This window comes from Ramlibacter sp. PS3R-8, assembly GCF_037572435.1.
Lineage (GTDB): Bacteria > Pseudomonadota > Gammaproteobacteria > Burkholderiales > Burkholderiaceae_C > Ramlibacter.
On record NZ_JBBHGT010000001.1, the window covers coordinates 626,160 to 638,848 of the forward strand.

At 66.9% G+C, this 12,689-nt stretch carries 11 protein-coding genes; 2 read left to right on the forward strand and 9 right to left on the reverse strand.

Annotated features, from left to right (window positions below):
- Nucleotides 1–15 precede the first annotated feature (15 nt).
- The 9 genes from WG902_RS02945 to WG902_RS02985 all read right to left on the reverse strand — a co-directional run bounded on the left by WG902_RS02945 (nt 16) and on the right by WG902_RS02985 (nt 11,008).
- On the reverse strand, nt 16–711 hold the full coding sequence (locus WG902_RS02945) for an ABC transporter ATP-binding protein (RefSeq protein ID WP_340058411.1): 696 nt from the start codon (nt 709–711) through the stop codon (nt 16–18).
- A complete protein-coding gene (locus tag WG902_RS02950; RefSeq protein ID WP_445263647.1) occupies nt 711–1,526 on the reverse strand; it encodes an ABC transporter ATP-binding protein in 816 nt (271 codons plus the stop codon). Before WG902_RS02950 ends, WG902_RS02945 begins: the two co-directional genes overlap by 1 nt.
- Nucleotides 1,469–2,809: a branched-chain amino acid ABC transporter permease gene (locus WG902_RS02955; RefSeq protein WP_340059425.1), complete on the reverse strand. Its 1,341-nt coding sequence runs from the start codon at nt 2,807–2,809 to the stop codon at nt 1,469–1,471. The genes WG902_RS02950 and WG902_RS02955 overlap by 58 nt, the downstream gene beginning before the upstream one ends.
- A gap of 76 nt (nt 2,810–2,885) precedes the next feature.
- Nucleotides 2,886–3,833, reverse strand: coding sequence for a branched-chain amino acid ABC transporter permease (locus tag WG902_RS02960; RefSeq protein ID WP_340058413.1), 948 nt, complete (start codon nt 3,831–3,833; stop codon nt 2,886–2,888).
- A gap of 114 nt (nt 3,834–3,947) precedes the next feature.
- Entirely contained in the window at nt 3,948–5,180 is a 1,233-nt protein-coding gene (locus WG902_RS02965) for a branched-chain amino acid ABC transporter substrate-binding protein (protein ID WP_340058414.1), read from the reverse strand.
- 198 nt (nt 5,181–5,378) lie between these two features.
- Nucleotides 5,379–7,022: a 3-(methylthio)propionyl-CoA ligase gene (locus WG902_RS02970; protein WP_340058415.1), complete on the reverse strand. Its 1,644-nt coding sequence runs from the start codon at nt 7,020–7,022 to the stop codon at nt 5,379–5,381.
- Between the two features lie 60 nt (nt 7,023–7,082).
- Nucleotides 7,083–8,255, reverse strand: coding sequence for a hybrid sensor histidine kinase/response regulator (locus WG902_RS02975; RefSeq protein WP_340058416.1), 1,173 nt, complete (start codon nt 8,253–8,255; stop codon nt 7,083–7,085).
- Nucleotides 8,256–8,264: 9 nt separating this feature from the next.
- Nucleotides 8,265–10,778 (reverse strand): ATP-binding response regulator, encoded by a 2,514-nt coding sequence (locus tag WG902_RS02980; protein ID WP_340058417.1) that lies wholly within the window; start codon nt 10,776–10,778, stop codon nt 8,265–8,267.
- The gene (locus WG902_RS02985) at nt 10,775–11,008 is read right to left on the reverse strand and encodes a hypothetical protein (protein WP_340058418.1); all 234 of its coding nucleotides are present in this window, start codon (nt 11,006–11,008) and stop codon (nt 10,775–10,777) included. Before WG902_RS02985 ends, WG902_RS02980 begins: the two co-directional genes overlap by 4 nt.
- Nucleotides 11,009–11,693: 685 nt before the next feature.
- On the opposite strand from WG902_RS02985, the gene msrB reads away from it, so the two are divergent.
- Nucleotides 11,694–12,113 carry a peptide-methionine (R)-S-oxide reductase MsrB gene (gene msrB / locus WG902_RS02990; RefSeq protein WP_340058419.1) on the forward strand — a complete coding sequence of 140 codons (420 nt, stop codon included), beginning with the start codon at nt 11,694–11,696 and terminating at the stop codon, nt 12,111–12,113.
- Complete coding sequence (locus WG902_RS02995; RefSeq protein WP_340058420.1) at nt 12,110–12,664, forward strand: septation protein A; 555 nt, start codon at nt 12,110–12,112, stop codon at nt 12,662–12,664. The genes msrB and WG902_RS02995 overlap by 4 nt, the downstream gene beginning before the upstream one ends.
- Nucleotides 12,665–12,689 lie beyond the last annotated feature (25 nt).

The window sequence follows — 12,689 nt, forward strand, 5'->3', positions numbered from 1 at the left end:
ACACGGCCTGCGAGGTTATACCTCCAGCCACTCCTTGCGGATATAGGCGTCGGCTCGCAGCGAGTCGGGCGTCCCCTGGAAAACGATGCTGCCGTGGCCCATCACGAGCGCGCGGTCGGAGATGGCCATGGCGATCGTCAGCTTCTGTTCGATCAGCAGCACCGAGACGCCGCGGGTCTTGAGCGTCTTCAGGTACTCGCCGACGAGCTCGACAATCTTGGGCGCCAGGCCCTCGGTCGGCTCGTCGATGATGATGAGCTCGGGGTCGCCCATCAGCGTGCGGCACAGGGTCAGCATCTGCTGCTCGCCGCCCGAGAGCACGCCGGCTTCCGTGTGCTGCCGTTCCTTCAGGCGCGGGAACATCTCGTACATGTCGTCGAAGCTCCAGCGCCCCTTCTGGCTGGCGCTCTTCTGGCCGAGCATCAGGTTCTGGTGCACGGTGAGCTTGGGAAAGATGTCGCGGTTCTCCGGCACGTAGCCGATGCCCAGGTGCGCGATCTCGTACGGCTTGCGCGCCTGGATGCGGTCGCCCTTCCACACCACGTCACCGGTGGCCTCCACCATGCCCATGATCGCCTTGGCGGTGGTGGAGCGGCCGGAGCCGTTGCGTCCGAGCAGCGCGACGATCTCGCCCTGCCCCACGTCGAACTGCACGCCGTGCAGCACATGGCTCTTGCCATAGAACGCGTGCAGGTTGTTCACGGACAGCATCAGTGCGCCTCCTGCGTTGGGGCGGTGCCGAGGTAGGCCTCCTGGACCCGCTGGTTGGCGCGCACCCGCTCGGGCGTGTCGTACGCGATGATCTCGCCGTACACCACCACGGCGATCTTGTCGGCCAGGCCGAACACCACGCCCATGTCGTGCTCCACGGTCAGCAGCGTCTTGCCGACCGTCACTTCCTTGATCAGATCGATGAAGCGGCGCGTTTCGCCGCGGCTCATGCCGGCGGTGGGCTCGTCCAGCAGGATCACGTTGGCGCCGCCCGCGATGGTGATGCCCACCTCCAGCGCGCGCTGTTCGGCGTAGGTCAGGTTGATGGCCAGCACGTCGCGCTTCTTGTGCAGGTGGATCATTTCCAGCAGCTGCTCGGCGCGCTCGTTGGCGTCGTCCAGGTCGGCCAGGAATTTCAGGAAGGTGTACTTGTAGCCCAGGCTCCAGAGCACGCCGCAGCGCAGGTTCTCGAACACCGACAGCTTGGGGAAGATGTTGGTGATCTGGAAGCTGCGCGAGAGGCCCAGCCGGTTGATCTCGAAGGGCTTCTTGCCGTCGATGCGGTGGCCATTGAGCAGCACTTCGCCGCTGGTGGGCGCGAAGCGGCCGCTGATGAGGTTGAACAGCGTTGATTTGCCCGCCCCGTTCGGCCCGATCACGGCGATGCGTTCGCCCTGTTCCACCAACAGCGAGCAGCCGCGGATGATCTCGGTCTTGCCGAAGCTCTTGCGCAGGTCGCGCAATTCAAGAGCGGCCGTCACAGGGTCTCCCGCCTTTTCATTTCCTTCTCGATGAATTCCTGGATCTCGCCCCATTGGCGCAGGTACTGGCGTCGCGCGACCTCGAAGAGGCCCAGGCCGGTGACCATCACGAAGCCGGCGCCGAACCAGCTGTCCAGGCCTTTCGCATTCAGGCTGGCGCCCAGGAAGCGCAGCTCGGGACCGAGCGCCGCATTGAGCTGCAGGTGGTACACCATTTCGATCATCGCGGCGGCGCCAAGCAGCGTGACGAGTGCGGTGAACGCCAGCGCCAGGTAGCTGACCCACAGCTCCTTGAGCCGACCGAACGCCGCCACCCGCAGGTTCATCATGATCAGGCTGGCCAGGCCGCCGGGCGCGTACATCACCATGAACAGGAACACCAGGCCGATGTACAGCAGCCAGGCCTTGGTGAACTCCGACAGCAGCACGAACGCCAGCACCAGCAGGATGCCGCCCAGGACCGGGCCGAAGAAGAAGGTGGCGCCGCCCAGGAACGTGAACAGGAGGTAGGCGCCCGAGCGCGGGCCGCTCACGACCTCGGAGGTGACGATCTCGAAGTTCAGCGCCGCCAGCCCGCCGGAGATGCCGGCGAAAAAGGCGGAAATGATGAAGACGAAGTAGCGCACTTTCTGCGTGTCGTAACCGACGAATTCGACCCGCTCCGGGTTGTCGCGCACGGCGTTGACCATGCGGCCCAGCGGCGTGCGGGTGAAGGCGAACATGAGCGCGGTGCAGACGAAGGTATAGACCGCGATCAGGTAGTACAGCTGGATCTGCGGGCCGAAGGTGATGCCCGCCGGCCTGGCGCCGGTGACGCGGTTGCCCGAGATGCCGCCTTCGCCGCCGAAGAACTCCGGAAACATGAGCGCCGACGCCCAGACCAGCTCGCCGATCCCCAGCGTGATCATGGCGAAGGGCGTGCCCGCCTTCTTGGTGGTGACGTAACCGAAGATCACCGCGAACAAGGCGGAGAACAGGCCGCCGACGATCGGGACCAGGCTGACCGGGATCGGCCAGCTGTCCTTGGCCACCAGGTTCAGGGTGTGGATCGCCAGGAACGAGCCCATGCCCGAATAGACCGCATGGCCGAAACTGAGCATGCCGCCCTGGCCGAGCAGCATGTTGTACGAGAGGCAGACGATGATCGCGATGCCCATCTGGCTGAGCATGGTGTGCGCCAGGCTGCTGCGAAACAGCATCGGCGCCACCAGCAGGATCAGCGCGAAGGCGCCCCACACGAACCAGCGGCCGACGTTGTACGGCTTGAACTCGTAGTACGCGGCGGCCTGCGTCCTGCCGGCGGGGACGCGGCCGTCAGCCTGGCTGGGCAGGCCCATCGGCACGCCGACGCGCCGGTTCTCGCGCTCGGCTTCCGAGCGCGGCTCGGTGTTCGACAAGGTGCTCATGGTGGTCCTAGCCTTCCCGCGTTCCGAGCAGCCCCTTGGGCCGGAAGATCAGGATCAGCACCAGGAACAGGTAGGGCAGGATCGGCGCGATCTGGCTGATCTTGAGCTTCCACAGCGGGAAGCCGAAGGTGGCGGGGGTGATGTGGACGCCCAGCACCCCGGCGGCGCCCATCAGCGAGGAGTCCACGCCGACCGCGAAGGTCTGGATGATGCCGATGGCGAGCGATGCGACGAAAGCGCCGGCCAGCGAGCCCATGCCGCCGACCACCACCACCACGAAGATCACCGAGCCCACCGTGGCGGCCATGCCGGGTTCGGTCACGAAGGCATTGCCGCCGATCACGCCCGCCAGCCCGGCCAGCGCGGCGCCGCCGCCGAACACCAGCATGAACACGCGCGGGACGTTGTGCCCCAGCGCCTCCACGGTGTCGGGATGGGTCAGCGCTGCCTGGATCACCAGCCCGATGCGCGTGCGCGTGAGCAGCAGCCAGATCGCTATCAGCATCACCACAGCGACGGCCATCATGAAACCGCGGTACATCGGGAACTGGGTGCCGAACAGCGTGAACAGCGGGCCGCCAAGTTCGGCCGGCACGCGGTAATCCGCCGAACTGGTGCCCCAGACCAGCTGCACCATCTCGAGAATGATGAACGACAACCCGAAAGTGATCAGCAGTTCAGGCACATGGCCGAACTTGTGCACGCGGCGCAGCGCGTACTTCTCGAACATGGCCCCGAGCAGGCCGACCAGCAGCGGCGCGACGAACAGTGCCGGCCAGAACCCGAGCAGCCGGGTGGTGCTGTACGCGAAGTAGGCTCCCAGCATGTAGAAGCTGGCGTGCGCGAAGTTCAGCACGCCCATCATGCTGAAGATCAGCGTCAGGCCGGACGACAGCATGAACAGCAGCAGCCCGTAGCTGATGCCGTTCAACAGGGAGATGGTGAAGAACTCCATCCGCGGGGTTTCTTTCTGTGCTGTTCTGGTTGCCCGGCATTGTGCTGCGGGCGCGGGCGAAAAAAAGCCGGGACGGCCTGGAGGCCCGATCCCGGCTGGTGCTCAGGCGAAGGCTCAGCCCGCCGGGCGCTTCATCTGGCAGCTGGTGGGCGTGCTGGAGACGTACGGGTCCATCTGCTTGATCGGCACGAACGTGTAGCCGGTGTTTTCCACGCTGTACTCGCCGGGCTTGGCCTTCTGCCACTTGGTGATGTACATCGCCTGCTGCAGCTGGTGGTCTGAGGCGCGCATGGTCACGTCGCCGCCGAAGCTCTTGACCGACAGGCCTTCCAGCGCCTTAGCCACCGCCACGGGGTTGGTGCTCTTGGCCTTGGCCATGGCCCCGGCCAGCAGCGAGATGCCGTTGTAGGTGGCGAAGGTGTAGTAGTCGTCGTTGAACTTCTTCTTGAACTCGGCGCCGAACTGCCCGATCTCGCCGGTGTGGTTGGAGTGGCCGTACGCCACCACGTACACCTCGCTGTCGCCGCCGCCGGCCAGCGCCGTCGGCGTGCCGGTCACGCCGGCGTAGTAGGTGTACATCGGGATCTTCAGGCCGGCGTCGTTCATGGCCTTGACCAGCAGCGTCAGGTCCTGGCCCCAGTTCCCGGTGAGCACGGTGTCGGCGCCGGACTGCTTGATCTTGGCCACGTAGGGCGCGAAATCCTTGACCTGGCCGATCGGATGCAGGTCCTCGCCGGCGATCTTGACGTCGGGCCGCTTGCGGGCGATGGCGTCCTTGAAGTACTTGGCGACCTGCTGGCCGTGCGAGTAGTTCTGGTTCAGGAGGTAGACGCTCTTGACCTTGGGCTGGTCCTTCATGAACGAGGTCAGCGCCTCCATCTTCATGGACGTGTCGGCGTCCAGGCGGAAGTGCCAGTAGTCGCACTTCTCGTTGGTCATCGCGGGGTCGACCGCGGCGTAGTTCAGGTAAACCAGTTCCTTGCCCGGATTGCGTTCGTTGTGCTTGGAAACCGCGTCCAGGATGGCCAGGCCGGCGCCGGAGCCGTTGCCCTGGGTGATGTAGCGGAAGCCCTGGTCGGCGGCGGCCTTCAGCGTGTTCAGGCTTTCCTGCGGCGAGCCCTTGTTGTCGAAGCCGACCACCTCGAACTTGACGCCCGCGACGTTCTTGCCCGAGAGCTTCTCGGCGGCGAACTGCCAGCTCTTCAGCTGGTTCTGGCCGACGTTGGCGAACGGCCCGGACAGCGGGTCCATGAAAGCGATGCGGACGGTTTCGCCCTTCTGCGCATGGGCGGCGCCGGCGGCGGCCACGACGGCCGCGAGGGCCACGATCCTGAACGGGAACTTCATTGCGGGTCTCCTGATTCGTGCAACGACAAGCCGCAGGGTAATGGACTTCGTGCGGCATCCCGGTCAGGGATTGCACCTAAGCACTACCGGCTTCTGTTGCGCAGGTGACAGGCGCACCGGCGGGGTGCGCGTCGCGCAACCCGCCCTACCCGGGACCCGCAGGGCGGGTTCGCGCCAGCGACCCCGCCAGCGCGACGCTCAGGCCGTCGGCAGCTTGTAATCCTTCAACTGCTCGCGCAGCCGGGTCTTGAGCATCTTGCCGGTCGCCCCCAGCGGGATGGCATCCACGAACACCACGTCATCGGGGATCTGCCACTTGGCGGTCTTGCCTTCGTAGAACTTCAACAGCTCCTCGCGCGTGACTTCCATCCCGGGACGCTTGACGATCGCCACGATCGGCCGCTCGTCCCATTTCGGGTGCCGCATGCCGACGCACGCCGCCATCTGCACGGCCGGATGCGCCATGGCGATGTTCTCGATGTCGATCGAGCTGATCCACTCGCCGCCGGACTTGATCACGTCCTTGCTGCGGTCGGTGATCTGCATGTACCCGTCCGGGTCGATGGTGGCCACGTCGCCAGTGGGGAACCAGCCGGTCCCGCCGGCGTCCTTGACCAGCGGATCGCCCCCCTCGCCCTTGAAATACTCGCGCACCACCCACGGCCCCTTCACGTACAGGTCGCCGTAGGTCTTGCCGTCCCAGGGCAGTTCCTCCCCGTTCCCGCCCACGATCTTCAGGTCCACGCCATAGATCGCCCGCCCCTGCTTCAGGCGGATCTTCATCTGCTCCTCGGCGGGGAGCACGAGGTGCTTGTTCTTCAAGGTGCAGAGCGTGCCCAGGGGGCTCATTTCCGTCATGCCCCAGGCGTGCAGGACCTCCACGCCATAGTCTTCGCGGAAGGCGTCGATCATGGCCGGCGGACAGGCCGAGCCGCCGATCACCGTGCGCTTGAGCGTCGAAAAGCGCAGGCCGCCCGGCTTCATGTGCCCGAGCAGCATCTGCCACACCGTCGGCACGCCGGCCGCGTAGGTCACCTTCTCCGCCTCGATCAGCTCGTACACCGACTTGCCGTCCATCGCCGGGCCGGGGAACACCAGCTTGCAGCCTGTGAGAGCCGCGGAGTACGGGATGCCCCAGGCGTTGACGTGGAACATCGGCACCACCGGCAGCACCGAGTCGCGCGCGGACAGGCACATCACGTCCGGCAGCGCCGCGGCATAGGCGTGGAGCGTGGTCGAGCGGTGGCTGTAGAGCGCCGCCTTGGGATTGCCCGTGGTGCCGCTGGTGTAGCACATGCTCGAGGCGGAGTTCTCGTCGAAACTGGGCCACCGGTAGTCGGTGGGCTGCCCGCCGATCCAGGACTCGTAGCTCACCAGGTTGGGAATGCCGCTGTCCCTGGGCAGCTTGTCCGCATCGCACAGCGCGACGTACTGCTTGATCGCGGGACACTTCGCATGCACCGCCTGCACCAGCGGCAGGAAGGTCAGGTCGAAGCACAGCACCTGGTCCTCGGCGTGTCCGGCGATCCAGGCGATCTGGTCCGGGTGCAGCCGGGGGTTGATCGTGTGCAGCACGCGGCCCGAGCCGCTGACGCCGAAATACAGCTCCAGGTGGCGGTAACCGTTCCAGGCCAGCGTGGCGACGCGGTCGGAGAACAGCAACTGCATGCCGTCGAGGGCGTGGGCCACCTGCCGCGAGCGCCGCGCCACGTCCTTCCATTGGTAGCGGTGGAGGTCCCCTTCGACCCGGCGCGAGACGATCTCCGTGTCGCCGTGGTGGCGCTCGGCGTGTTCGATCAGCGCCGAGATCAACAGGGGTTGGCTTTGCATCAGGCCCAGCATGCGCATGTCTCCTCTTGTTCGAAAGATGCGCAATGCTAAACCTGCCGCGCAGACTCCTCGCTAGCGCTCGTCTCCCAGCGCCTGGAAAAACAGCGTCACGGACGTGCCCTCGCCGACCACGGACTGCACCTCGACGGAGCCGCTGAGGGCCTGCATCACGCGCTGGCAGAACATCAGGCCCATGCCGGTGCCGCCGGCGCCGGCGCGGGTGGTCACCGGCTCGCGCGTCAGCTTGGCCAGGATGTCAGGCGGGATGCCGGGGCCGTTGTCCCGCACGCGGATCCAGGCACCCCGGCCCCTGGGCGCCTGCGCGGCGCTGCCCACCTCCAGCACCATGCGTGGCGCGCGCGCCTGCCCTCGCATCGCGAGCAGCGCGTTCTTGGTCAGCGTGCACAGCACCAGGTACAGCAGGTCGCGCCGGCCTGGCAGCCAGAAATCCTGCCGGACCTCGGGCGCCACGCAGGCCCTTTCGCTGGCCTCGAAGGGGAATTCGTCGAGCAGGGCCTCCACCAGGCTGCTGGCGCGGATGGATTGCGGCTGCGCGTCGGGATAGGCGTCGCGGGCCGACTGCACGAAAGTGGAGACGAGCGACTGGCAATAGAGGGCGCGGCGCTCCGCGCGTTCGAGCGCGCCCAGCAGCTCGCCGGGGTACTCCTCGGTGAAGCAGGCGACGCCCGGGGGGGCGCCGGGCCCGGGCGCAATGTACCGGCCGGCCACCGAGCCGACATAACCGCGCACCGTCGCCAGCGGCGTGTTGAGCTCGTGGGCCAGGAAGCCCAGCGCTTCGCGCAGTGCGGCCACCCGCCCTTCGTTGACGGCGCGCTCGAGGGCCTGCGAGCGATAGAGCGCCAGCGCCTCGCGCAGGGCCTCGCGCGTCAGGTCCCCGTCCAGCGGCTTTTCCAGGATGCGCAGCACCTTGCCCTGGTTCACGGCGGCGATCGCCACGTCCTTTTCGGCGTAGGCGGTGGCCAGCAGGCGGATCACGTGGCGATAGTCCTGCTGCACGGCGCGCAGCAGCTTCATCCCGTCGCGCTCGGGCATGCGGTAGTCGGTGACCAGCACGCCGAACTCGTGGCTGCGGGCGCGCAGGATGTCCAGCGCCTCCTCGGCGCCGCCCGCCGTGGCCACCTTGAATTCGTCGCCGAACTCCAGCGCGAACCACTTGCGCGACGTCGGTTCGTCGTCGACAAACAGGACGGAGGGCGCGTCGGCGGACAGGTCGGGAGCCAGCATCGGGCTTGGTCAGGCAGCGCGGGAGTCGGCGGAACTGTACGCCTTCAGCGCCTCCTCGGTGCGGCTGGCGATGCCCTGCAACTGCGCCAGCCAGTCGTCGCTTTCGGGCCAGCGCCCCTCTTCCAGCAACGGCACGTAGATGCGGCGCACGTGCTGGTACAGCACTTGCGCGCCGGCTTCGCCGCTCATGCCCAGCAGGGAGTGCAGCGCATCCATGCTGGCCTTGCGGTCGCTCGCCTTGGCGGCCGCCTGGAGCTCGCCGACCAGCCGGGCCATTTCCGGCACGTAGTCGTTCAGCAGTTCCTCCACCATGCCCAGCCGGCGGTAGCTTTCCAGCCGCTGCAGGTTCAGCAGGTCGTGGCCGCTCGGTTCGGCCGGCGCCGGCAGTGCCGGCTCCGCGACGGTGCGTGACCCGTAGCCCCCGGCCACCAGCCGCGACAGCGTTTCGTACAGCAGCGCCGCATCGACCGGCTTGACCAGGAACCCGTTCATGCCGGCCGCTGTGGCCGCGGCGACCGCGGGCTCGTCGGAACGCGCGGTCAGCGCCACCACGGGCACGCCGGCCCATCGTTCGCCCGAGGCGCGGATGGCGCGCGCCGTCTCCAGTCCGTCCATGCCCGGCATGTGGAGGTCGACGATCACGGCATGGATGCCGTCCTGCGAGTGCATCTGCTCCATCACCGCCTGCCCGTGCTCCACCTCGATCACGATCGCGGCGGCATTGCGCAGGTAGGCGGCGATGGCCTTGCGGTTGAAGGCGCTGTCGTCGGCCAGCACGATGCGCCGGCCGGCCAGGCGGCCCTGGGCGTCGCGGCCGCCGATGGGCACCTGCAGCGCATGCTGCAGCGCCGCCAGCAAGGGCAACTGGGCGCAGGGTTTGCTGACGAAGCCGTCCATGCCGCCGCGCAGCGCCTTGCCGCGCGCCAGGTGCGCCGGCTCGCTGGTGTAGGCGACGATGCGCACGTTCCGGTTGGGCCCCGGCTCGCGGCGGATCTTTTCCGCCACCGCGTAGCCGTCGAGGCCCGGCATGTGCAGGTCCAGCAGCACGATGTCGTAGGCCTTGCGGGCCAGCTGCGCCAGCGCGAGCTGGCCGTCCGCCGCTTCGTCGAGTTCGGAAGTCAGGGCCAGGGGGCCGAGCTTCTGGCGCGTGGCGTGCCGTTGCACCGGATCGTCCTCGACGATCAGGATGCGCTTGCCGGCCAGCACGGTGCGGGCCTGGGCGATGGCGGCCAGCCGGTGCTGCTCGCGCTCCTCGTCGCTGATGGCCGGGAAGCGCATGGTGAATTCGGTGAAGTCGCCCGCCACCGATGCGCAGGCGATCTCGCCGTCGAACGCGCGCATCACGCGCTGGCAATACGCCAGGCCGAGCCCGGTGCCGCCCGACTTGCCGACCGAGCGGAACGGCTCGAACAGGCCCGCCAGCACGTCCGGTGCGATGCCCGGGCCGTTGTCGCGCACCTTCACCTGGTGGTCGCCCACGGTGATGGTCACGCGCGTCTGCGGATACGGCTTCACGTAGTACAGCGCGTTCTTCACCAGGTTGAACAGCACGAACAGGTAGGCCGTCTCGTCGCCCTTGAAGGTGAAGTCCTCGGAGATCTGGACGCTGACCTTGTCGCGCTCCTCGTCGCTGTCGTAGCTGTATTCCTCCACCGCCTGCTGCACCACCTCCGCGGCGGACAGGTAGCTGAAGGCGGACGAGTCGATCGGCCGCGCGCTCACCTGGTCCAGCGTCATCGAGATGACCTGCAGCCCGCGCTGCACGGCCTGCTCGCCGCGCGCGAGATGGCGATACAGCGCCTGGACCTGTTGCGCGTCCAGCTTGGCGGCGTCGCGGCTCGCGCCGGGAGCGGGCAGCACTTCCTGCATGCCTTCCAGGCTGTGCTTCAACTGCGCCAGCGGGTGGCGCATCTCGTGGGCGATGGAACCGGCGAGCGCCTGCGTCGCCCGCAGCTTGCGCTCGGTGTCGATCTGCTCGGTCGAGAACTTGAACAGGTTGCCCCCGATGACGATCATCGCGTAGGCGGGCAACTGCGCCACCATGTCCATCGGCACGCGCGGATCCACCGTCGTCAGCGAATAGACCACCCAGGCCGCAGCGGTGCCCACGAGCAGCATCACCAGCGTGTTGCGCCAATCGGTCAGCAGCACCAGGAAACAAAGCACGATGAAGGCATTCGACACGGACGGCATGCCGCCGCCGCGCTGCAAGGCCACCAGCACGCTGAAGAACGGCAGGCAGTAGATCATCGACCCGTACGAGTAGCCGACGTAGTAGCGTTTGAGGTGCGCCGGCCAGCGGTCGCGCAGCACCAGCAGGATCAGCAGCACCATCGCGATGGCGCGCGGCACCACGTCGTCGAACAGTTGCGGCGTCGGCCGGGTGAACCGCACGAGGTACAGGCCGATCAGCGAGATCAGGCCGACATAGCCGACATACTTCAGGCGCGGCGGACCGTACTCGTGGTAGTCGCTGTAGTGCTGGTAGAGGCGCTTGAACGGCCGTGTCCAGATCGCGGTCATGCCATCGCCTCCATCTCGGTCTCGAGCGCGGCGCGCCGCTGGCCCTGCTCCTGGGCGATGGCCTCACGCACGCTGTCCACCGTTCCATGGATCAGCGAATACGGCTCCCCGTCGATGCGGCAGGCCTCCTTCTGCATCACGGTGAAGCCGAAACGCCGATAGAGCCGCGCCAGCACGGGCGTGCAAGTCGCGAACGCGTTGGCGCGCTCCGTGACATCGAGAAACCGCATGAAGGTGAGCAGCAAACAGGTCCTGAGGAGTTCGGCGTTGCTGCGGTGTTCGGGGGCGAGGACCAGCCGGCCTACTTCCCAGCCGTCCGTGAGCAGTTCGGGAGCCAGGTGCGCGCCCGGCAGAATGGCTTCGCAAGGGGCGAGGCCGCGGCCAATGGGAATGAAACGGATGGAGCCGATGAATTGTCCGCGCCACTCGAATCCGCCGACAAAGCTGCACGCATCTCTTTTTTTTCGAGAACGGCGAAGCCCGCAGGATCCGCCACGTGCAGATTGATTTCGCGCCGCAACGGCAGCACGCGGGCGATCTCTTCCTGGGTGCCCAGGCGGCGGAAACGGATTTCTTCCGGCCGGACCGTCGCCCTGGGTATGGGGATGCCGGATGGAAACGCGGGCTCGACTCGCGGCCACAAGGCCTGGACGCGTTCGCCGCGTGCCCGGTTTGCAACCGACCCATGGGCGTGCCCGTGATGATGAGTTCCCGACGGACGCTCGTGCGACACGCGTGACACAGCGTGATGGCTCAATGGATTCTCCCTGGACTGCTTCGATCACAAGCTCGACGGGGGAATTACACGATGTTTCGATGCCGGGCGCAATCCACTTGCCTTAAGGAACTCCCTTACGCGGCCAAGTGATAGGGGGACGCGAGACAATGGAGGCCCGCATCGCAAACGCTGCTCCGATGACCTACCCGATCCAGAAATCCGAAGCCGAATGGAAGGCCGTGCTCGTCCAGAAGGGCGCCGAGCCCGGCGCCTTGCAGGTGACCCGCCACGCCGCCACCGAGCGCCCCTATTCCGGCAAGTACGAGCGGGTGTGGGCGGACGGCAGCTATCACTGCATCTGTTGTGGCAACAAGCTGTTCGACTCCGGCACGAAGTTCGACGCCGGCTGCGGCTGGCCCAGCTTCGCGCAGGCCGTGCCGGGCGCGATCAAGGACATCCGCGACGCGAGCCACGGCATGGTGCGCACCGAGACGGTGTGTGCACAATGCGGCGCCCACCTGGGCCACGTGTTCCCCGACGGTCCCGAACCGACGGGCCTGCGCTATTGCATGAACTCCGCCTCGCTGGACTTCCAGCCGCAGGACCCGAAAAAATGAAACTGCTGCTCGACTTCTTCCCCATCGTCCTGTTCTTCGTGGCGTTCAAGATTTGGGGCATCTACGTGGCCACCGCCGCCGCCATCGTCGCGACCATCGCCCAGATCGCCTGGCTTCGCTATTCGCAGGGCAAGGTGGAGCCGATGCAGTGGCTCAGCCTGGGCATCATCGTCGTCTTCGGCGGGGCCACGATCCTGGCGCACGACGAAACGTTCATCAAGTGGAAGCCCACCGTCCTGTACTGGCTGATGGGCGGGGCGCTGGCGGCGGGGTTGCTGTTCTTCAGGAAGAACCTGTTGAAGTCCCTGATGGGCGCGCAGCTCGTGTTGCCCGACGCCGCGTGGCGCACCCTGAACTGGAGCTGGGTCACCTTCTTCGCGGTCATGGGTGTCCTGAACCTGTGGGTGGCCTTCAACTTCGACACCGACACCTGGGTCAACTTCAAGCTGTTCGGCGGGATGGGACTGATGGCCGTGTTCGTCGTCGCGCAGGCGCTCTACCTCGGTCGCTACATGAAGGACGCCAAGGAAGCAGGCGCAGGCGAGCCATGAGCCGCCGGGCCGCCCCAAGGCGAAT

Bases quoted from the DNA above. Each gene is read 5' to 3' on its own strand.
- WG902_RS02945 (WP_340058411.1), bottom strand. From the start codon at position 711: ATGCTGTCCGTGAACAACCTGCACGCGTTCTATGGCAAGAGCCATGTG.
- WG902_RS02950 (WP_445263647.1), bottom strand. From the start codon at position 1,526: ATGGGGCGAGATCCAGGAATTCATCGAGAAGGAAATGAAAAGGCGGGA.
- WG902_RS02955 (WP_340059425.1), bottom strand. From the start codon at position 2,809: ATGGGCCTGCCCAGCCAGGCTGACGGCCGCGTCCCCGCCGGCAGGACG.
- WG902_RS02960 (WP_340058413.1), bottom strand. From the start codon at position 3,833: ATGGAGTTCTTCACCATCTCCCTGTTGAACGGCATCAGCTACGGGCTG.
- WG902_RS02965 (WP_340058414.1), bottom strand. From the start codon at position 5,180: ATGAAGTTCCCGTTCAGGATCGTGGCCCTCGCGGCCGTCGTGGCCGCC.
- WG902_RS02970 (WP_340058415.1), bottom strand. From the start codon at position 7,022: ATGCTGGGCCTGATGCAAAGCCAACCCCTGTTGATCTCGGCGCTGATC.
- WG902_RS02975 (WP_340058416.1), bottom strand. From the start codon at position 8,255: ATGCTGGCTCCCGACCTGTCCGCCGACGCGCCCTCCGTCCTGTTTGTC.
- WG902_RS02980 (WP_340058417.1), bottom strand. From the start codon at position 10,778: ATGACCGCGATCTGGACACGGCCGTTCAAGCGCCTCTACCAGCACTAC.
- WG902_RS02985 (WP_340058418.1), bottom strand. From the start codon at position 11,008: ATGCGGTTTCTCGATGTCACGGAGCGCGCCAACGCGTTCGCGACTTGC.
- msrB (WP_340058419.1), top strand. From the start codon at position 11,694: ATGACCTACCCGATCCAGAAATCCGAAGCCGAATGGAAGGCCGTGCTC.
- WG902_RS02995 (WP_340058420.1), top strand. From the start codon at position 12,110: ATGAAACTGCTGCTCGACTTCTTCCCCATCGTCCTGTTCTTCGTGGCG.